Consider the following 18,311-nt stretch of genomic DNA (forward strand, 5'->3'; position numbering starts at 1 on the left):
GAACCGCCGATGCCCACCGTCCGGATCGAGAACCACGGCGTGGAATACGAGGCCGAGAAGGGCTGGAACCTCCTGGAGTGCGACCTCGTCCGGGAGATTGACCATCCCCACGACTGCGGGGGCAACTGTGCCTGCTCGACGTGCAAGGTCGTGGTGGTCTCGGGGGGCGACAGCCTCTCCGCCCAGGGCGAGGACGAGCGCGACACCCTCGACGCCTACGGCTGGGACCCGGACGCCTACCGCCTCGCCTGCCAGTGCGTCATCGAGAAGGACGGCCCCATCGTCATCCGGATGCCCGATCCGGAGTAATCCCCCGCCGCTCCGCCCGGTCCCAGGCCCGCAGCACCGCGTCGAAGGGCACCGCCCCCTTGCGCAGGAGCGCAGGGCGCTCCCCCCGCAGGTCCGCCACGGTGGAAGGGGGCCTTTCGTCCAGGAAGCCGCCGTCCAGGAGAAGGGAAATCCGCGGCCCGAAGCGGATGACGAGGGCGGAGGGATCGCGCAGGGGCGGGTCGCCCGGCCAGTTGGCGCTCGTGGCGGCGAAGGGGCCGGCGACGAGGGCGAGGGCGCGGCAGAGGTTCTGCCCGGGCAGCCGCACCGCGACGCCTCCCGGCCCTCCCGTCAGGCGGGCCGGGAGCCCCGGCCGCGCCGGGAAGACGAAGCTGATGGGCCCCGGCCAGAGGGCGTCCAGGAGCGCCCGGGCCCGCGCGGAGGGCGGCTCCGCGAGGAGGGCGAGCTGGCCCGGGTGGCCGATGAGCACCGGCGCCCCCTTCTCCTCCGTCCTTCCCTTCGCACGGTAGAGGGCCTCCATCGCCTCCGCGTCCAGCGCCCGGGCGCACAGGCCGTAGACGGTGTCGGTGGGGAGGGCCACCACCTCCCCCCGGAGCAGCGCCTCCCCCGCCCGGCGCAGCACCTCCTCCGTGGGGTTCGCAGGATCGACAGTCAGGATTTCGGCCAAGGGAGGGTCAGCCCTTGCGGGCGGCGTTCTTCTTCGCGGAAGCCCGCTTCTTCCGCCCCCGCTCGTCCTGGAGGGCGCGGTCGGCCGCCAGGATCTTTTCGGTCTGGCCCTCGGCGAACCGCCGGTAGGCCCGGGCCACCCGCTTGTCCGAGAGGGCGAGGATGCGGGCCGCGAAGAGCCCCGCGTTGCGCGCGCCCGGGCCCCCGATGCCCATCGTGGCCACCGGGATGCCGGGGGGCATCTGCACCGTGGAGAGCAGGGCGTCCAGCCCTCCCAGGGCCGGGCCCCCCATCGGCACCCCGATGACCGGAAGATCCGTCCCGGCCGCGGAGACCCCCGCCAGGTGGGCCGCCATGCCCGCCCCGGCGATCAGCACCCGGATGCCCCTCCCCGGCGCCCCGCGCAGGTACTCGCGCACGGCCTCGGGGGTGCGGTGGGCCGAGAGGACCCGCAGCTCCCACCCCACGCCCAGCTCGTCGAGGGCCTTCCCGGCCTCCTCCATCGCCGGGCGATCGGAGGCGCTGCCCATCAGGATGCCGACCCGGACCTCCGCCATCCGCGCCCTCAGGGGATATAGGCCTGGAGCTCGATCTCGAGCTTCGCGCCCGCGATGAGCTTGGCCGCCTGGAAGGTGGTGCGCGCGGGCGGGCTGACGACCCCGAAAAATTCCTCGAACACCTGGTTCATCTCCCGGAGCTCGGCCAGGTCCTCCATGAAGATGGTCACCTTGACCGCGTTCGCGAGCGAGGTTCCCCCCGCCTCGCACACCGCATCGAGGTTCTCGAGCACCCGGCGCGTCTGCGCGGCGATGCCGCCCGGGACGATCTCCCCCGTCTTTGGATCGATGGGAAGCTGGCCCGAGCAGAAGAGCCACCCGCCCGCGCGGATGGCCTGGGAGAGCGGGACCTTTCCGGACGCCGCCTTATCGGTCTTGATGACTTCCTTGTTCATCCGCGCGGGCCTCCGAATGGGCATGGCGGGGATTGGAGCGGTGGACTTCTTCCTGATACCCTGGCCCCTGGTTCCGCGTCAAGGAGCCGCCGTCGCGGAAAGGAGGCGGGCGATGGAACGAGAACTCTTCCCGAATCCGGAGGAGAGGGACAAGGAGGTTCTCCCCACCGAGCGCGGCGCGCCGGCCCCCGGTTACGCTCCCCTCGCCGAGCGGATGCGCCCCCGCGTCATCGAGGAAGTCCTGGGCCAGGACCACCTGCTGGGAGAGGGCAAGGTGCTCCGGCGGGCCGTGGAGCGGGACGAGATCCGATCCATCATCTTCTGGGGCCCCCCCGGCACGGGCAAGACCACCCTCGCCCGCATCATCGCCCACCGCACGGACGCCCACTTCATCACCCTGAGCGCCGTCCTGCACGGCGTGAAGGAGCTGCGCGAGGCGGTGGACGAGGCCCGGCGCATGCGCCGCCGGGGGAAGCGCACCATCCTCTTCGTGGACGAGATCCACCGCTTCAACAAGGCCCAGCAGGACGGCCTCCTGCCCCACGTCGAGGACGGCACGCTCATCCTCATCGGGGCCACCACCGAGAACCCCTCCTTCGAGATCATCGCGCCGCTGCTCTCCCGCTCGCGCGTGTTCGTGCTGAACCCCCTGGACGAGGGGCACATCACCGCCCTCCTGCGCCGCGCCGTCGAGGACCCGGAGCGCGGCCTGGGCGGCGCGGGGCTCCGGGCCGAGGAGGCCGCCCTGCGCCGCATCGCCGTCCTCTCGAGCGGGGACGCGCGCCAGGCGCTCAACATCCTCGAGCTGGCCGCCGCCATCGCGCTCGACGAGTCGGCCATCGGCCGTCAGGCGGGCGAGGAGCCCCAGCTCGGGGAGGCGGAGGTGGCCGAGGCCGCCCAGCGCAAGACCCTCCTCTACGACAAGGCGGGCGAGGAGCACTACAACCTCATCAGCGCCCTCCACAAGACGCTGCGCAGCTCCGACCCCGACGCCGCCCTCTACTGGATGGCGCGGATGATCGAGTCCGGCGAGGACCCCATGTACGTCCTGCGCCGCCTCGTGCGCTTCGCCTCGGAGGACGTGGGCATGGCCGACCCCCAGGCCCTCGTCCTGGCCATGGCCGCCCAGCGGGCCTTCCACTTCATCGGCCTGCCCGAGGGCAAGCTCGCCATCGCCCAGCTCGTCGTCTACCTCGCCACCGCCCCCAAGAGCGACTCCGTCTACCGGGCGCTCGGCGAGGCCGAGCGGGCCATCGAGGAGCGCCCGGCCGAGCCCGTGCCCCACCACCTGCGCAACGCCCCCACCCGGCTCATGAAGGACCTGGGCTACGGCAAGGGCTACCAGCACGCCCACCAGTTCGAGGACGCGGTCGTCGAGATGGAGGGCCTGCCCGACGGGCTCAGGGGGCGGCATTTCTACAAGCCCACCCAGCGCGGCTTCGAGGAGGAGGTGGGGCGCCGCATGGCCCGGCGGGAGGATCTCCTCACGGGACGCATCGCCGAGCGGGTGAACTTCCCGCGCATCCCCCCCTACGAGGAGGACCCTCGGCCCTCCGACCCCGCCATGCCGGGGAAGCGGGGGAAGAAGAGGAAGGAACCGTAAGCCCCATTTTGATATCCTGGACTTCATTCCCCCGCCGCCGACCCGCAGGAGAACCGCCATGCGCGCACCCATCGTCGTGACAGCCGCCGCGTTCGCTTTCCTGGCCGCCGGGGCCCAGGCGGCCGCTCCGGAGAGGCGGGGCCAGGGGGCGGCCCGGGCGGCGCTCGAGGCGAAGAGCGGCAGCAACGTCTCGGGCGAGGTGACCTTCGAGGAGATCCGGGGCCGGGGCGTCCTGGTCCGGGTGAACGCCCGGAACGTGCCCCCTGGCCTGCACGGCTTCCACATCCACGAGAAGGGCGACTGCTCGGCGCCCGACGCCACGAGCGCGGGAGGGCACTTCAACCCCGCGAACCGGCCCCACGGCGCCCCGGGCGCGAAGCGGAACCACGCGGGCGACCTGGGCAACCTGCTGGCGGACGAGGGGGGGAACATCAAGTACGAGAGCCTGCACGAGGGCTTCACCCTGGCCCGCGGGCGGGCGTCCGCCCTGGGGAAGGCGGTGGTCCTTCACGCCAAGCCGGACGACCTCAAGAGCCAGCCCGCCGGGGACGCCGGAGGGCGCATCGCGTGCGGGGTGATCCAGCCGGTCAACCCGCGCCCGGGCGGGCAGCAGACCCGGCGATAGGCGGGGCCCCCGCGCGCCATCCCTTCGGAGGCCATCGCACCGGGTTCCGCGGGGGCGCTCGATTGGACGCCCCCGCATTTCCGTGTCCCGGCGGCGGGATGGGGGAGGGATGCGCATGGAGGTGGAGTACTTCGACCACGTGGTCTTCACCGCGCGGGACGTGGAGGCGGCCTGCGCCTTCTACGAGCGGGTGCTGGGCATGGAGCGGGTGGCCTTCGACGGGGGCCGGGTGGCGCTGCGCTTCGGCCGCCACAAGATCAACCTCCACCAGGCGGGCCGGGAGTACCTGCCCCGGGCGGCCCAGGCCCTGCCCGGCACCCAGGACCTCTGCTTCATCACCCGGGTCCCCCTCGCGGAGGCCATGGCCCACGTGCGCGCCTGCGGGGTGGGGATCGAGCTGGGGCCGGTGCGCAAGAGCGGGGCGCTGGGGGACATCCGGTCGTTCTACTTCCGCGACCCGGACGGGAACCTCGTCGAGGTGTCGAACTACCCGGAGGGAGAGGCCTAGCGCCCGGGGCCGGCCTCGCGGCCGGCCCCGGGGAGAAGTAAAATGTTGACCTGCTATGTTCTTGTCATTCCGAGCGCAGCGAGGAATCCGCTTTTGCCTTAAGATGTCATTCTGAGCGACTGAAAGGAGCGAAGAATCTTCGCGAGTGGCCACACTCGTAGATTCTTCACTCCGCTTCGCTTCGTTCAGAATGACAGGCGAGGAGCAAAGCAGATTCCTCGGTCGCTTCGCTCCCTCGGAATGACAAATTACCCGTCACTTCACCACGATCTCCCACGGGTGCAGCTGCTCGTCGTGCCGGGGCGTGAACTCGATCCGCTTGTTGATCCCGAAGATGTCGTGCAGCCGGTAGAGCGGCTTGTGGGTGGCCAGCTCGAGCATCTTGTCCGAGACCTTCTCGAAGGCCAGATGCTGCTCCTTCAGGTCCTCGAGGGCGGACGCCTTGTCGATCATGGCGTCGATCTCTGGGTAGCAGGCGGGGCTCCAGGCACCCTTGCAGGCGGTGGTCCCGCGGAGGATGATGCTGTTGTCGCCGCTCGAGTTGCCGAACGAGAGGAAGTGCATGGCCGGAGTCTTGTTCTTGCCCTCCAGGTAGGTGTTGAAGGTGCGCCGGTAGAGGGCGAAGGGCTGCGGGATGCACCGGGTGTCGATGCCGGCCTGCTTGAGCATGCCCGCCGCCGCCTCGCAGCTCTCCCGGTCGAAGGGGGAGTTCCCGTCCGGGCTGATCAGGTCCGCCTTGAAGCCCTTCTCGTGGCCCGCCTCCTTCATGAGCTGCTTGGCCTTGGCCACGTCGTAGCCGTACCAGCGCTTGCTCTCGTTGTAGCCGAACTGGGTCCAGGGGTGGTAGATCTGGTGTACCGGCTCGGCGTAGCCCCGGAGGAAGGTCTTGTACATGGCTTCGCCGTTCAGGGCGTAGTTGGCGGCCTTCCTCACGCGCACGTCCTTGAAGGGGCTTCCCTCCGGGGTGAAGAAGCCGATGTAGGCGATGCGGACGGAGGACTTGTTGACCACGTCCAGCCTGGGGTCCGCCTTGATCTGGGGGATGAAGTGGGGGAGCACCTTGTGGGCGATGTCGATCTCGCCCGCCTGGAGCGCCTTCACCCGCGTGGTGGCCTCGGTGATGGGGCGCATGATCACCCTCTGGGGCCGGTTGGGGAACATGGAGTTGCCCCACCAGGTGGGGTTGGCCTCGTACTCGTAGCGCTGGCCCTTGGTCAGGCTCTTGATGATGTAGGGGCCGCCCGAGACGATGCCGCGCGAGAGCTCCTCCTTCCTCTTCCCCTTGTTCGCGAGCGAGACGATGTGCCCCCAGCCCGCCAGCCGGCGGACGAGGCCGTTGTCGGGCACCTTCATGTGGAAGATGAAGGTGCGGTCGTCTAGCACCTCGATCTTGTCGAAGTCCTTCCAGTAGGCCCGCTGGTAGCTCTGGTTGGCGGGATCCATGATGCGGCCGATGGAGAACTTGACCGCCTCGGAGTTGATGGGCGTGCCGTCGGTGAACTTCGCCCCCGCGCGGAGGGTGAACTTCATCCGCCGCGAGTCGAGCCGCTCGTACTTCTCGGCCAGCCAGGGGATGATCTCGCCCGTCTTGGTGTCGGAGAGCAGCAGCTTGTCCGACGTCCAGGGCCACACCATGGCGCCGATGAAGCTGGAGTAGACGTGGGGGTCCATCGTCTCCGCCTCGCCGTTGATGGCGATGGTGATGGTGCCCCGGGGCGCGGCCGGCGCCGGGGCGGCCCAGAGGAGAGACATGGCGGCGAACAGCACGAAAGCGACGCGGATGCGCATGGGGAGTCCTCCCGCACAAGTGAAGAGGGAGCCACCGCTTGAAGAGAATGGAGCAATCGTCCCACAACGAATGGTCCGGGTAAAGAGGGAATTGTTTCAGTTCGTTGCAAAGAGTGGAACCGGATGGGCGCCCGTGCCCGTGCTCAGCCCGAGCGGAGCGTCTCTTTGAGATAGTGGCCGAGGGCCCGGACGCTGCTCTCCCGTGTCGCCGAGCCCTCGGGATAGCAGAGGATTTCGTCGTCTATCCGCGCGCGGCCCACGGGAATGCGCCGCCCCCCGGGGGTCCCGTCGTCGAAGAGCGGAAGGGCGAAGAGATGCGCGGCGTCGGGGTCGCGGAGGGCGGTCCCCGCGATGCGGGCCGCCCGCTCCAGGATGTCGACGTAAACGCGATCTTCCGCCACTGGCCTGTCAGGGCGTGCTGGTGCCGGGCCGGAAGCCGCTGCGCGCTGGGGTGAGAGGCGCGGGGCGCTCCTCCTTGAGCACCACGGTATCCGCAATCTTGTCGTGCCAGGCCTGGGCGTCGCGGTCCCAGATGGCCCACAGGTAGCCCAGCCCGAAGAATATCCCGCTCACCGCCTTGCCCACGACTTCCCGGAGCACCATCCGCCAGAAGCCGGCCGGCTCGCCCGTCATCTTGTGCACCACCCGCTCCCCGAGCAGCCATTTGCCCGGGGTGAGCCCCCGGCGCATCAGCAGGAGCCCGATCGCCATGTAGGCGATCGAGGCCACCTGGGCGAACCAAAGGGGGGAATCGTCGAAGGGGCTCCGGGACCACCCGGAGGCGATCTGGAGGGTCACGGTGAAGACGATGTAGCCGAGCAGGGGGTCGACCACGGTGGCCAGCAGGCGCCGCACCAGGCTGGCCTTCACCCCTGCCGCCGGCTTGGGGATGAAGGCGTCGCACCAGATGCAGAAGAGGCGATCGGGCACGATCTCGCGGGCGCAGCGCGGGCACTCCATGCTCTCTCCTTCCTCCTCCGCCGGGGCGGGGCCGCCCGGGGCGGGCATACTCTAGCATTCCTGGCGGGACGGCGCAGGGCGTGGCGTAGCGCCAAATGTAGGGGCAGGCCCCTGTGCCTGCTCACACCTATATCTGCCTGGGAATTGGGCGGCCACAGGGGGCCGCCCCTACGCCTCCCGTCGCAGGACGTAAAGGAGCACCTCCCGCTCCCCGCCCCGCGCGGGCGCGGGATGGACTCCCCGCCCCGCCAGCCGGAAGCCCGCCTTCTCCAGCACCCGCATCGAGGCCGCGTTGTCCGGAAAAACCCCCGCCTTGATCTCGCGTATCGGCAAATGGCCGAACGCCCACCCGGTCAGCGCCCGCACCGCCTCGGTGGCGTAGCCCCGCCCCCAGAAGGGCCGGCCGATCCAGTAGCCGATCTCCAGCCGGCCCTCGTTGTCCCCGGTTTCGAGACCGATGCACCCGGTGAGCCGCCCCGCCGCCTTCTCCTCGATGGCGAGCATGAGGCCCCGGCCCGCCTCCCGCTCCCCCGAGGCGAGGGCGAGCCAGGCCTCCGCGCCGCCCTCGGGGAAAGGATGCGGCACCCGCGCCGTGTGGCGGGCCACCTCCCACTCCGAGAGGAGGGGCTCGATGGCGGGGGCGTCCGCCGGACTGGCGGGGCGGAGGATGAGCCGCGCCGTCTCCAGGGGGATGAACGTGGCGAAGGCGGGGAAGGGCATCGTGGTCGGCTCGCGGGAGAGATTGGTTTTCCCTCTCCCTCCGGGAGAGGGTAGGGTGAGGGAAAAGCCGCTGGTGGAGCTGCCCTCACCCCAGCCCTCTCCCAAAGGGAGAGGGGGCAAGGCGTCTGCATCGTTCCTACGATCAACCGGCCAGCCTGTTCCGCCCCCCTACCCGAAGATCTCGATCTCCGGCTCCTTCTCGCCGAAGTAGACCGCCTTCACCTTCTTCAGGTCCTCGAGCACGAGGCGCTTGTCGCCCGGGTTCCGCAGCAGGTAGGCCGGATGGTAGGTCGCGAGGCAGGGGACGCCCTGGTAGCGGCCGAACTTCCCCCGCAGCTTGCCGATGGGGGTCTTGGTCTGGAGCAGCCACTGCGCGGCGAACTTGCCGAGCGCCACGATGAGCCGGGGCCGGATGATGGCGAGCTGCTTCTTGAGGTAGGGCTCGCAGGAGGCGATCTCGTCCGGCTCGGGGTTGCGGTTGCCAGGCGGGCGGCACTTCAGGATGTTGCAGATGTACACTTCACTGCGCGGGACCTCGATCACGTTCTCGATCATCTTGGTGAGCATCTGGCCCGCCCGCCCCACGAAGGGGATGCCCTGGGCATCCTCGTCCGCCCCCGGCGCCTCCCCCACGAAGACGAGCTTGGCCTTGGGGCTCCCCACGCCGAAGACGAGGTTCGTCCGCCCCGCCCCGAGCTTGCAGCGCAGGCAGCCCGCCACCGCGAGGCCGAGCGCCTCCAGGGTCATCTCCTCCTCCGGGTCGAAGGGCAGGGGCGGGGGCGCGGGGAGGGAGCCCTTGCGCCCGGAGGCGGCGGGAGGGGACATCGGGGAAATCTCCATCATCGGCAGGAGCCCGGGCTGGACCGTCCGGGGCGGCGCCTGCGGCGGGGAGAAAGCCTGCGCAGGGGCTTCCTTCACGGCCGAGGGGGCCTCCGCCGGGGGGTAGGCCGCCGGGCGCGGCACAGGCGCGGGGGCCGAAGGCGCGGTCCGGGCGGGCGAAGGCGTCCCCTCCGCCCGGGGCCGGGCCGCGAGGGAGACGTACTGCACCCCCGCGGCGCGGAGGCTTTTCATGTGCCCGAGCAGGGCCCGGGCGATCTCGTCGCGTTCGGCCACGGCGTCACCGGTGGGGGCGGGGCGGAGGAAAACCATTATCCAGGCAAATTCTAATGCACGCGTCATGGAAAAGAAAGGCTGCGGACACGCTTTGCAGGGGCGAGGCATGCTCGCCATGCGGGTCCCGTAGGGGCGGTTCGCGAACCGCTCCTACACAAACCAGCGCGGCCGGCGTTCCCGGACGGCTTCGGCCGACTGAAGGCCGGTCGCCCCTACGAAACGGAACCCTGCCTCGCCTGCCACATCCCGGCCAGCCGGTCGAGGATGAGACCGGCCAGGGCCTCTTTGCGCTGGGCGGGGAGGGACTCCTCCCTTCCGTCCGCCCCGATGAGAAGGGCCGCCGAGCTGTCCGCCCCCATGGCGTCCTGCCCCCCCGAGACCAGGTTGGCCACGATGAGGTCGAGTTTCTTGCGGCGGAGCTTCTCCCGCGCGTTTTTCTCCAGGTCCTCCGTCTCGGCCGCGAAGCCGACGAGGAGGCGATCCCCCTTCGTCTTCCCCATCTCGGCCAGGATGTCCGCCGTGCGCTCGAGCTCGAGGACGAGGGGGCCGTCCTCCTTCTTGCGCTTGCGGCCGAGGGGCCGGACGGGGCGGTAGTCCGCCACGGCGGCGGCCATGATGCCGGCGTGGGCCTCGCGCCAGGCGGCGAGCACCGCCTCCCGCATCTGGGCGGCGGACTCGACCCGCACCGTCCGGAGGCCGGGCGGGTCGGGCAGGCTGGCCGGGCCGCTCACGAGGGTGACCTCGGCCCCGCGCGCGGCAGCCCCGGCGGCGAGGGCGTAGCCCATCTTGCCGCTCGAGCGGTTGGTGAGGTAGCGGATGGCGTCCCACCGCTCCCGGGTGGGCCCCGCCGAAACCACGAGGCGCATTCCGCCCAGGTCGTGCCTGGGCACGAGCAGGCGCAGCGCCTCCCGGAGGATGTCCTCCGGCTCGGGCATCCGCCCCGCCCCCTCGCCCTCCTCGGCGCGCGCCATCCGGCCCGTCCCGGGCGGCATCACGGCGTGGCCGCGCTCCCGGAGCTTGCGCACGTTCTCCTGGACGGCGGGGCTCCCCCACATGCGCGGGTTCATGGCCGGGACGGCGAGGACGGGGGGCCGGGCCGAGAGGAGGAGGGTCGAGAGGAAGTCGTCCCCGATCCCCCCGCGAACTTGCCGATGATGTTGGCCGTGGCCGGGGCGACGATGATCAGGTCCGCGCGGTCGCTGAGGGAGACGTGGGGCATCTCGCCCGGACGCTCGGCGCCCTCGATGGGGAACATGCGCGAGATGGGCGGGCGCCCCGTCAGCACCTCGAAGGGCAGGGGCTGGACGAAGGCGAGGGCGCTTTGGGTGAGCACCGCCTGGACCTCCGCCCCCTGGAGCGCGAGCTGGCGGGCGAGATCGATGGCCTTGTAGGCCGCGATGCCCCCCGAGACTCCGAGTACGATTCTCTTGCCGGCGAGCGCCCCGCTCATGCGCCCGCCCCCGCCGCCTTCGACCGGTGCGCGGCGATGATGTCCGAGAGTTCCCGGAAGGCCGCGTCCAGGTCCTCGTTCACGATGACGTAGTCGTAGAGGGCGCGCCGGGACATCTCCTCCTCGGCGCGCGCGAGCCGCCGCGCGATGCGGTCCTCGGCCTCGGCCCCGCGCTTGCGGAGCCGCTTGGCGAGTTCCTCGATCGAGGGAGGCATGACGAAGATGAGAGTGGCGTCCGGGCGGCGGCGCTTCACCTGGAGGGCCCCCTGCACGTCGAGGTCCATGATCACGTCCTCGCCCGCCTCCAGCTTGCGGTCCACCCCGTCGGAGGGAGTGCCGTAGTGGTCGCCGAACACCTCGGCCCACTCCAGGAAGCCGCTGGCCTTGATCCGCCGGTGGAAGTCCTCCGGCGTGAGGAAGAAATAATGCACGCCCTCCTTCTCGTAGCTCCGGGGCGGGCGCGTCGTGGCGCTGACGGAGTGCCAGATGCCCGGGATCTCGCGCACCGCGCGCTCGATCAGGGAGGACTTTCCCGTGCCCGACGGCGCGGAGAGCACGAAGATGTGGCCTCGGCGGCGGCTCATTCGGCGTTCTGCACCTGCTCGCGGATCCGCTCGATGGCGCTCTTGAGGTCCACGGCACGCTGGGTGAGGGGAAGGTCGGAGGATTTCGAGGCGATGGTGTTGGCCTCCCGGTTCATCTCCTGCACGAGGAAGTCGAGCTTCCGCCCCGCCGGGCCGGGCGCCGCCAGCATCTCCCGGAACTGCACGATGTGGCTCTCGAGCCGGCTCAGCTCCTCGCTGATGTCCCCGCGCTCGGCCGCGTAGATGAGCTCCTGCTCCAGCCGGCCCGGGTCCAGGGTCAGGCCCTCGGCGAGCTTCACGAGGCGCTCGCGCAGCCGGGACTGGATGGCCTCGCGCGCCTCGGGCACCCGCTCCCGGATCTCGCCGCAGATGCGCTCCACCTCGGCCAGGAGGCCCATGAGGTCGAGGTCCAGGGCCGCCCCCTCCCGGCGGCGCATGCCGCCCAGGGTGTCCAGGGCCTCGCCGAGGGCGCCGAGCAGGGGCCCGCGCAGCTCCTCCTCGGCGAAGGACGACTCCTGGGGCCGCAGGGCGTCCCGGAACCCGGCCAGGAGGGAGATGTCCACGTCCCCCGGCAGCTTCAGGTCCTTGGCGAGCGCCCGGAGGGAGTTCACGAGGGCGCGGGCGGCGGCCGGGTCCACGGCGGGCGCGCCGTCCGCGGTCTCGTCCAGGCGGATGTAGACGTCGAAGCGCCCCCGGGCGAAGCGGGCCTTGATGGCCTCCCGGACCTCGCTCTCCAGGGAGAGCGACCAGCGCGGGCCGCGGACGGAGGCCTCGAGGAAGCGGTGATTCACCGACCGGGCCTCCACCGTCAGGGTGCCCCCGCGCAGGGGGCGCTGGCCGGAGCCGTAGCCGGTCATGCTCTCCGTGGCCATGTTTCCTCCGTCAAGCGATTTAACGCCGCTATCAAAAAAGATTACAGTAAGTTCCGGAGGGAGCCGTGTCAATTTGGGGGCCGGGCCTCCGGCGGCCCCCCGAACCCGGACAATAGCCCATGGACGCATTCATCCTCCAGGCCGTCGCCCGCGAGCTGGACGCGGCGCTGCGGGGCGCCCGCCTCGAGAAGGCCGCCCAGGCCGGCCCCTGCACCTACCTCCTCGGCTTCGCCTGCCGGGATAGGCGGGCGCGGCGGCTCCTCCTGAGCGCGGACCCCGCCCACCCGAGGCTCCACCTCACCTCGGAGTCCCCCCCCTCCGTGCCCGAGCCGGGGGATTTCCTGCGGAGCCTGCGCAAGCACCTCGCGGGCGCCCGGGTCTCCCGGGTGGCGGCGGGGGAGTGGGAGCGCGTGGTGCAGCTCTCGCTGGAGCGGCCGGCCGGGAAGGGGACGGCCACGTTCGCCCTCTTGGCCGAGGTGATGGGGCGCTGGAGCAACCTCATCCTCCTGGACGGGAAGACGGGCGCCATCCTGGACGCCACCCGCCTCTCGACGGACGAGGCGAACCCCGGGCGCCCGGTGGCGCGCGGGAGCGCCTACCGCCTGCCCCCCGCCCAAAAGAAGCCCGCCCCGGACTCGGTGGACGAGGCGGCCTTCCTCGGCCTCCTGGCCGGGGCCGGTCTGGCGGAGGCGGACCCGAAGGAGCGGGCGCGCTGGCTGGTGCGCGCCTTCGCGGGCATCAGCCCCGGCGCCGCTTCCGAGATCGCCGCCCGCGCCGGCGGGGACACCCGGTCCTTCTGGGAGGCCTTCGCCTGGGCGGTGGAAAGCTACCGGGCGGGCCGCTTCCAGCCCGCCCTCCTCCTGGATGCGCGGGGGGCCCCGTCCGGGCTGAGCGCGCTCGGGGCGGCGGGACTGCACCCGGGCCGGACCCGGCCCTTTCCCTCCATGAACGAGGCGGCGGACGACTTCTACCGCGGCGCGGCCGGCGGGACTTCCCTGCGCCGGGCGCGGGAGGCGCTGGCCGCCCGGGTGAAGAGTCTTCTCAAGCGGACCGAGCGCAACCTCGCCGCCGTCGGGCGGGACCTGCTCCAGGCGGAGGCGGCCGAGGACTGCCGCCTGAAGGGCGAGCTCCTGCTCCGGAACCTGGAGGGGCTGGAGGAGCGCGCGGCCTCCGTCCGGCTCCCGCACGACGGGACAGAGATCGAGGTCCCGCTCGACCCCCGCTACCCGCCCTCCGAGAACGCCCAGCGGTATTTCCGGCGCTACAAGAAGCTCAAGCGCCTCCTCGGCGCGGGCGGCCGGCGCCGGCAGGACCTCGAGGCCGAGCGCGCTTTCCTCGAGGGGCTGCTCTATGATGCGGAGGAGGCCGAGGGCCCGGAGGCGCTCGCCGGGGTGGGCCAGGCGCTGGAGGCGGGCGGCTTCTCCAAGAAGGCGGCCTCTCCGGCCCGCGGGCGGCGCCGGGCGGAGGCCCCTCCCGCCCGGCCCTACCGGCGGCTGGCCGCGCCCGGGGGCTGGGAGATCTTCGTCGGGAAGAACGCCCTCGGGAACGAGGCGCTCCTGCGCCGGGTGGCGCGGGCGGGGGACACCTGGCTCCACGCCCAGGGGCTGCCGGGCAGCCACGTGCTCCTGCGCGCGGCGGGGGAGCCCGGGGAGGATGCCCTCCTCCAGGCGGCGGCGCTCGCCGCCTACCACAGCCGCGGGCGCGGGGACGGCCGGGTGCGGGTGGACTATCTCCCTGTCGAGCGGCTCCGCCGCCCGCGGGGGGCGCGCCCCGGCCAGGTCATCTTCACGGGGCAGGGCACGGTGCTGGCCTCGCCCGAGGAGGGGGGCCGCCTGTTGAAGGAGCTGTCCGAGCGGGACGGCTGACCGCCGGTTCCGTCGCCGGGAAAGGGGGACGCGATGAGGAAGATCATGTACCGGGGAGCGGCCGCGCTCGTGGTGTGGGGGACGCTGGCCGGGTGCGCGGGATACGAATGGAGGAAGGCGGGGGCGACGCCGCAGCAGGTCATGCGGGACGAGGAGCTTTGCCAGCGGCACGCCGAGTCGATCCGGCGGACGGCGCCGGCGGGGACGCTGCCCGGCACGACGGGAACTCCGGGATACACCAGCTCCTCTCCGAGCGAGGAGGTCGAGGTGACCAAGCGCTACGTGAGCTGCATGGAGGCGAGAGGATACGAGCGGGCGAAGGCCCAGTAGGCCGTGACCCCGGCGGAGCGCTTCGACCAGGCGATCGAGATCATCCTCGCCGACAGGCGCGGCCTCATCGGCTTCCTGGGGGCGTTCTCCGAGGGGCAGGCGCGCTGGAAGCCGCCGGACGGGGAGTGGTCCATCCTGGAGGGCCTCGAGCACGTCATGCGGGAGGAGTGGTCCTTCCGGGCGAACTTCCTGGCCGGCCTCCGGGAGGCCGAGGCCACGGGGGTGTGGGACAACGCCCCCGATCCGGTGGTGAAGTACGGCTGGGAGGCCATGCGGCGCCGGGAGCAGGGGCCGTCGATGGCCCCCGCCCACCTCCACCCGGCGGGGGAGGGAACCTGGGAGGGGATGAAGGCGGCGCTCTGGCCCGACCGCATGGCCACCCGGGAGGTCCTGCTGCCCTACCGTGCCCGCGACCTCGGCCGCCTCATCATTTTCATGAGCAAGCGGCTCGGCCACCTGAACGGCTACGACCGCATTGTGTATTGCGGAATTCACGATTACCTGCACCAGGACCAGATGGCGCGCGTGGCGGGCCAGCCGGGTTTCCCTCGGAAATAGGCGCTTTCCGCCCGTGCGCCTCTGGGCGCCCCCAGTGAACACCCGGATTTCATTCAGGGAAAAACGTTCTCGTATTTTCTTGACATTTCCTCGCCGCAATCCGTAAGATTCGCTTGAAATCTTATAATAATGAAAGATGGAGGTGAGGCTCCCATTTGCCGGAGCCCGTTCCGTCCATCTGGAGCCAGCGCCAGTGAGTTCTCCATCGGCGCGGAAGGCGGCGCCGGTTCGGCTCAGGAAGGCAGACGCGCGGGAGGAAGCCCGCTCCCGCGGCGGCTGCAAGCGCCCGGAGGAGGGAGCTCCATGATCAAGGACGGGAGTCTCACCACAAACGGCTGGCTTTTCGTTGTCTTCCTCGTGCTGGTGTTCACCACACCCTTCAACCCCTTCATCACCCACCGGTACCTGCCCATCGTCTGGTACGCCGCCGTCGCCGTCTATGGGCTGTGGCTGATGGCCAAGGTGACGCGAGAGGAGGGCTACCGATGAACTGGGGATCGCCCTACTACATTTTCGCTTGGCTCGCCGCCTATCTCGTCGTCACGGCGTGGGTCGCGTGGAAGTACAGCACCGGGGTCGAAACCGAAGAAGACTATTACGTCGCGGGGCGCAGCGTGGGGCCCTTCGCCAACACGATGTCCATCGTGGCCACCATCGCCTCGGGCGGCATCTACCTGGGGACCGTGGGCTTCTTCTACGACCACGGGGTGAACTTCCTGGGCTACGGCTTCGCATACGTCTGCTTGGTGTTCGGCCTCTGGTTCGTGGGCAGGCGCCTGTGGCCGGTGGGCAAGAAGTTCAACTACTCGACCCCGCAGGACTTCTACGGCGACTTCTATCAGAGCGAGTTCCTCCGGCTGTTCGGGGCGGTGGGGAGCATCATCTTCCTCATCCCCTACTACGCCTCGAACGCCGTCGCCATGGGGTTCGTCCTGGAGCGGTTCGCGGGCCTCCCCTACGTCTGGGGGGTCTGGCTCCTGGTGGTGTTCACCGTGGTCTACACCACCTACGGGGGGATGCGGGCCGTCATCTACACGGACGTCCTGCAGGGGGTCATCCTGCTCCTCTTCGGCATCGTGGCGGTGTTCGTCATCCTGAACGCGGTGGGAGGCTACACCAAGCTGATGGACGATCTCCCGCCGAAGATGACCGTCCACGGCACCGACTGGGCCGCCTACGGGCTCTTCATCGGCTGGATCGTGTTCATGTTCTCCCACCCGCTCACGCTCTCCGACCGTATGACCCGCATGTACACCATCCGGAGCCTGGGCGCCTTCCGCACGAACGTCCTGCTCACGGGCGGTGCGCTGCTCATGGTTTGCCTGGTCTTCGTGCTGCTGGGGATGGCGAGCCAGAAGATCATGGGCCCCGGCATCAAGCCGAACGATGAGGCCATCCTGGGCGCCATCCAGCGGCACGCCCCCTGGCTCATGGCGTGGATGGTGGTGGTGGTGTGGGCGTGCGGGATGTCCACCATGGACTCGGGGCTGGTGGGGGCGGACGCGATGCTCTCGAAGGACATCATCCGCCGCTACATCAAGCCGGACATCTCCGACTCCCAGCTCGTCCGGATCGGGCGGTGGGCCATGATCGTCTTCGGGCTCCTCGCGGCCTGGATCGCCCTGCAGCGCCCGCCCGGCATCTGGGCGCTCGTCCGGCTGGTCGTGATGTTCCACATGCAGTTCCTGCCCATGCTGATCCTGGGGCTCTACTGGAAGCGGGCCTCCAAGCTGGGGGCCGAGGTGGGCTGGGCCGTGGGGGTGATCCTGGGCACCTACTACACGTTCTGGGCCTCGGGCCCGCCTCCCATCAACGTGGGCGGGGCGCCGGCGCCCGGCTTCTTCGCCCTGCTGGTCAACTTCATCCTGTTCGTGGTGATCTCGCTCCTGTCCTCGCCGGCGCCGGCGGCGCACCGGGCCAAGTTCGAGGAGGCGTGGAACGCGCTTCCCGAGCCGGAGCCGGGCGAGAAGGTGAAGGTCACGGCCTGAGAAGCATCCTCCCCCGGCTCCCGCACAGGGGGCCGGGGGATTCTCGGGGACCGCCGCGCCGCCTCGCGCCGCCGAGCGCATGCCGGGCTACAGGAACCGCGCCAGCACCTGGTTGGCGAGGAGGGTGCCCCGGGAGGTGAGGCGGATGGCCCCGTTCTCCCGCTCCAGGAGGCCGCCCCGGCCGAGCTCCTCGAACAGCGCGCCGAAGGCCTCCTCCGGGTCCGCCCCGCAGGCGCGGGCGACCTCGCCGAGGGAGACGCCCTCCCTGAGCCGCAGGCCCAGCATGAGGGCCTCTCCCATGGCCTTGGCCGGATCCCCGACGATCTCCTCCCCCGAGGTCGGATCTTCCGCCTGCGCCTGGTAGACATCGGGCCGGGCGTGGTTCCAGACGCGCTTGTTCCCGACGAAAGAATGCGCCCCGGCGCCCAGGCCCAGGTACTCCCCGCGCTTCCAGTAGTTGAGGTTGTGGCGGCAGCGGCGGCCGGGCCGGGCGAAGTTGCTGATCTCGTAGCGCTCGAAGCCCGCCCGCGCCAGGAGCCTGTCGCGCATCCGCCACATGGCGAGGGCCGTCTCCTCGTCCGGGAGGCCGCGCAGCTCGCCCCGGCCGTGCAGGGCGTGGAAGGCGGTGCCCGGCTCGATGGTGAGCTCGTAGGCCGAGAGGTGCTCGGGGCCCAGGGCGAGGGCCGCCTCGATGTCGGCCCGGGCGGCCTCCACCGTCTGGAACGGGATGCCGAACATGAGGTCCAGCGAGACGTTGTCGAAGCCCGCCGCGCGCGCCGCGCGGAAGGCGGCCCGGGCCTCCTCCCCCGTGTGGACGCGGTCGAGGCGGCGCAGGGCCTCGTCGTCGAAGGACTGGACCCCGACGCTGATCCGGTTCACCCCCGCCGCGCGCAGGGCGGCGAAGCGCGCCGCGTCGGCGGCCCCGGGGTTGGCCTCGGCCGTGACCTCGGCGTCCGGCGCGAAGCGGAAGAGCCGGCGCAGGGCATCCAGCAACCGCGCCGTCTCCCCGGGGGGCATGAGGGAGGGGGTCCCCCCACCGAAGAAGACGGTCTCGACGCGCCTGCCCCCGAGGCCCAGGGTGCGGCTCCGGCCCTCCGCCTCGCGGATGAGCGCGTCCGCGTAGCGGGCGGCCCAGTCCTCCCCGGCTCGGCCGAGGGCGATGAGGCCGTCGAGGGCGTAGGAGTTGAAGTCGCAGTAGCCGCACTTGGCGAGGCAGAAGGGGATGTGGACGTAGACCGAGAGGGGGGCTTCCCGCGGCGGGCCGCCGGGGAGGCTTCCGGGGGCCGGGCGGGAGCCGGCCCGCTGGTTCTTCTCCGCTCGCGGCATGTTGGGGAACCCCTTGATTTATCTCCGCGGAGCGCCGCGTTTTCCGCGGCGGGCCCGGTGAGAATGCATGGAGAAGGCAAACCTTGCTATATTCGGGCTTCCGGTTTCATATTCG

The 18,311-nt window shown here is 71.0% G+C and carries 20 protein-coding genes and 1 pseudogene; 9 read left to right on the forward strand and 12 right to left on the reverse strand.

Annotated features, from left to right (window positions below):
- Window positions 1-9 precede the first annotated feature (9 nt).
- On the forward strand, window positions 10-309 hold the full coding sequence (locus HYZ11_09665) for a (2Fe-2S)-binding protein (protein ID MBI3127859.1): 300 nt from the start codon (window positions 10-12) through the stop codon (window positions 307-309).
- On the opposite strand, the gene HYZ11_09670 is transcribed toward HYZ11_09665, so the two are convergent.
- The 3 genes from HYZ11_09670 to HYZ11_09680 are packed head-to-tail and all read right to left on the reverse strand — an operon-like array spanning window position 284 to window position 1,906.
- Window positions 284-955: a threonylcarbamoyl-AMP synthase gene (locus HYZ11_09670; GenBank protein MBI3127860.1), complete on the reverse strand. Its 672-nt coding sequence runs from the start codon at window positions 953-955 to the stop codon at window positions 284-286. The two genes, HYZ11_09665 and HYZ11_09670, sit on opposite strands and share 26 nt — an antisense overlap.
- Window positions 956-962: 7 nt before the next feature.
- Window positions 963-1,511: a 5-(carboxyamino)imidazole ribonucleotide mutase gene (purE, locus tag HYZ11_09675; protein MBI3127861.1), complete on the reverse strand. Its 549-nt coding sequence runs from the start codon at window positions 1,509-1,511 to the stop codon at window positions 963-965.
- A gap of 8 nt (window positions 1,512-1,519) precedes the next feature.
- Entirely contained in the window at window positions 1,520-1,906 is a 387-nt protein-coding gene (locus tag HYZ11_09680; GenBank protein MBI3127862.1) for a RidA family protein, read from the reverse strand.
- A 112-nt stretch (window positions 1,907-2,018) separates the two neighbouring features.
- On the opposite strand from HYZ11_09680, the gene HYZ11_09685 reads away from it, so the two are divergent.
- The 3 genes from HYZ11_09685 to HYZ11_09695 all read left to right on the forward strand — a co-directional run bounded on the left by HYZ11_09685 (window position 2,019) and on the right by HYZ11_09695 (window position 4,642).
- Window positions 2,019-3,509, forward strand: a complete 1,491-nt coding sequence (locus HYZ11_09685; GenBank protein MBI3127863.1) for a replication-associated recombination protein A — start codon at window positions 2,019-2,021, stop codon at window positions 3,507-3,509.
- 58 nt (window positions 3,510-3,567) lie between these two features.
- Window positions 3,568-4,134 carry a superoxide dismutase family protein gene (locus tag HYZ11_09690; protein MBI3127864.1) on the forward strand — a complete coding sequence of 189 codons (567 nt, stop codon included), beginning with the start codon at window positions 3,568-3,570 and terminating at the stop codon, window positions 4,132-4,134.
- Window positions 4,135-4,249: 115 nt separating this feature from the next.
- Window positions 4,250-4,642, forward strand: coding sequence for a VOC family protein (locus tag HYZ11_09695; GenBank protein ID MBI3127865.1), 393 nt, complete (start codon window positions 4,250-4,252; stop codon window positions 4,640-4,642).
- 255 nt (window positions 4,643-4,897) lie between these two features.
- Here the strand turns inward: HYZ11_09695 and HYZ11_09700 are convergent, their stop codons facing one another.
- The 8 genes and pseudogenes from HYZ11_09700 to HYZ11_09735 all read right to left on the reverse strand — a co-directional run bounded on the left by HYZ11_09700 (window position 4,898) and on the right by HYZ11_09735 (window position 12,129).
- Window positions 4,898-6,430 (reverse strand): hypothetical protein, encoded by a 1,533-nt coding sequence (locus HYZ11_09700; protein ID MBI3127866.1) that lies wholly within the window; start codon window positions 6,428-6,430, stop codon window positions 4,898-4,900.
- 143 nt (window positions 6,431-6,573) lie between these two features.
- A complete protein-coding gene (locus HYZ11_09705) occupies window positions 6,574-6,831 on the reverse strand; it encodes a hypothetical protein (protein ID MBI3127867.1) in 258 nt (85 codons plus the stop codon).
- Window positions 6,832-6,838: 7 nt separating this feature from the next.
- The gene (locus HYZ11_09710; GenBank protein ID MBI3127868.1) at window positions 6,839-7,438 is read right to left on the reverse strand and encodes an RDD family protein; all 600 of its coding nucleotides are present in this window, start codon (window positions 7,436-7,438) and stop codon (window positions 6,839-6,841) included.
- Between the two features lie 120 nt (window positions 7,439-7,558).
- Window positions 7,559-8,110, reverse strand: coding sequence for a GNAT family N-acetyltransferase (locus HYZ11_09715; GenBank protein ID MBI3127869.1), 552 nt, complete (start codon window positions 8,108-8,110; stop codon window positions 7,559-7,561).
- A 168-nt stretch (window positions 8,111-8,278) separates the two neighbouring features.
- On the reverse strand, window positions 8,279-9,259 hold the full coding sequence (locus tag HYZ11_09720; protein ID MBI3127870.1) for a uracil-DNA glycosylase: 981 nt from the start codon (window positions 9,257-9,259) through the stop codon (window positions 8,279-8,281).
- A 176-nt stretch (window positions 9,260-9,435) separates the two neighbouring features.
- A pseudogene (gene coaBC / locus HYZ11_09725) lies at window positions 9,436-10,673 on the reverse strand (bifunctional phosphopantothenoylcysteine decarboxylase/phosphopantothenate--cysteine ligase CoaBC).
- Window positions 10,670-11,257, reverse strand: coding sequence for a guanylate kinase (gene gmk / locus HYZ11_09730; protein MBI3127871.1), 588 nt, complete (start codon window positions 11,255-11,257; stop codon window positions 10,670-10,672). The pseudogene coaBC and the gene gmk overlap by 4 nt, the downstream one beginning before the upstream one ends.
- Entirely contained in the window at window positions 11,254-12,129 is an 876-nt protein-coding gene (locus HYZ11_09735; GenBank protein MBI3127872.1) for a YicC family protein, read from the reverse strand. The genes gmk and HYZ11_09735 overlap by 4 nt, the downstream gene beginning before the upstream one ends.
- A gap of 119 nt (window positions 12,130-12,248) precedes the next feature.
- Between HYZ11_09735 and HYZ11_09740 the strand changes: the two genes are divergently transcribed.
- The 5 genes from HYZ11_09740 to HYZ11_09760 all read left to right on the forward strand — a co-directional run bounded on the left by HYZ11_09740 (window position 12,249) and on the right by HYZ11_09760 (window position 16,870).
- On the forward strand, window positions 12,249-13,994 hold the full coding sequence (locus HYZ11_09740; GenBank protein ID MBI3127873.1) for an NFACT family protein: 1,746 nt from the start codon (window positions 12,249-12,251) through the stop codon (window positions 13,992-13,994).
- A gap of 33 nt (window positions 13,995-14,027) precedes the next feature.
- Entirely contained in the window at window positions 14,028-14,324 is a 297-nt protein-coding gene (locus tag HYZ11_09745; protein MBI3127874.1) for a hypothetical protein, read from the forward strand.
- Window positions 14,325-14,327: 3 nt separating this feature from the next.
- Window positions 14,328-14,882 (forward strand): DinB family protein, encoded by a 555-nt coding sequence (locus HYZ11_09750; protein ID MBI3127875.1) that lies wholly within the window; start codon window positions 14,328-14,330, stop codon window positions 14,880-14,882.
- Between the two features lie 303 nt (window positions 14,883-15,185).
- On the forward strand, window positions 15,186-15,371 hold the full coding sequence (locus HYZ11_09755; GenBank protein MBI3127876.1) for a hypothetical protein: 186 nt from the start codon (window positions 15,186-15,188) through the stop codon (window positions 15,369-15,371).
- Complete coding sequence (locus tag HYZ11_09760) at window positions 15,368-16,870, forward strand: sodium:solute symporter family protein (protein MBI3127877.1); 1,503 nt, start codon at window positions 15,368-15,370, stop codon at window positions 16,868-16,870. Before HYZ11_09755 ends, HYZ11_09760 begins: the two co-directional genes overlap by 4 nt.
- Window positions 16,871-16,957: 87 nt before the next feature.
- Here HYZ11_09760 and hemW read toward each other — a convergent pair whose 3' ends face one another.
- Complete coding sequence (gene hemW / locus HYZ11_09765) at window positions 16,958-18,196, reverse strand: radical SAM family heme chaperone HemW (protein ID MBI3127878.1); 1,239 nt, start codon at window positions 18,194-18,196, stop codon at window positions 16,958-16,960.
- Window positions 18,197-18,311: the final 115 nt, after the last annotated feature.

Source organism: Candidatus Tectomicrobia bacterium, assembly GCA_016192135.1.
Lineage (GTDB): Bacteria > UBA8248 > UBA8248 > UBA8248 > UBA8248 > 2-12-FULL-69-37.

Coding starts and splice junctions, on each gene's coding strand:
- HYZ11_09755 (MBI3127876.1), top strand. CDS start 15,186: ATGATCAAGGACGGGAGTCTCACCACAAACGGCTGGCTTTTCGTTGTC.
- HYZ11_09680 (MBI3127862.1), bottom strand. CDS start 1,906: ATGAACAAGGAAGTCATCAAGACCGATAAGGCGGCGTCCGGAAAGGTC.
- HYZ11_09720 (MBI3127870.1), bottom strand. CDS start 9,259: ATGGTTTTCCTCCGCCCCGCCCCCACCGGTGACGCCGTGGCCGAACGC.
- HYZ11_09760 (MBI3127877.1), top strand. CDS start 15,368: ATGAACTGGGGATCGCCCTACTACATTTTCGCTTGGCTCGCCGCCTAT.
- HYZ11_09740 (MBI3127873.1), top strand. CDS start 12,249: ATGGACGCATTCATCCTCCAGGCCGTCGCCCGCGAGCTGGACGCGGCG.
- HYZ11_09685 (MBI3127863.1), top strand. CDS start 2,019: ATGGAACGAGAACTCTTCCCGAATCCGGAGGAGAGGGACAAGGAGGTT.
- purE (MBI3127861.1), bottom strand. CDS start 1,511: ATGGCGGAGGTCCGGGTCGGCATCCTGATGGGCAGCGCCTCCGATCGC.
- HYZ11_09745 (MBI3127874.1), top strand. CDS start 14,028: ATGAGGAAGATCATGTACCGGGGAGCGGCCGCGCTCGTGGTGTGGGGG.
- gmk (MBI3127871.1), bottom strand. CDS start 11,257: ATGAGCCGCCGCCGAGGCCACATCTTCGTGCTCTCCGCGCCGTCGGGC.
- HYZ11_09665 (MBI3127859.1), top strand. CDS start 10: ATGCCCACCGTCCGGATCGAGAACCACGGCGTGGAATACGAGGCCGAG.
- HYZ11_09700 (MBI3127866.1), bottom strand. CDS start 6,430: ATGCGCATCCGCGTCGCTTTCGTGCTGTTCGCCGCCATGTCTCTCCTC.
- hemW (MBI3127878.1), bottom strand. CDS start 18,196: ATGCCGCGAGCGGAGAAGAACCAGCGGGCCGGCTCCCGCCCGGCCCCC.
- HYZ11_09710 (MBI3127868.1), bottom strand. CDS start 7,438: ATGCCCGCCCCGGGCGGCCCCGCCCCGGCGGAGGAGGAAGGAGAGAGC.
- HYZ11_09715 (MBI3127869.1), bottom strand. CDS start 8,110: ATGCCCTTCCCCGCCTTCGCCACGTTCATCCCCCTGGAGACGGCGCGG.
- HYZ11_09695 (MBI3127865.1), top strand. CDS start 4,250: ATGGAGGTGGAGTACTTCGACCACGTGGTCTTCACCGCGCGGGACGTG.
- HYZ11_09735 (MBI3127872.1), bottom strand. CDS start 12,129: ATGGCCACGGAGAGCATGACCGGCTACGGCTCCGGCCAGCGCCCCCTG.
- HYZ11_09690 (MBI3127864.1), top strand. CDS start 3,568: ATGCGCGCACCCATCGTCGTGACAGCCGCCGCGTTCGCTTTCCTGGCC.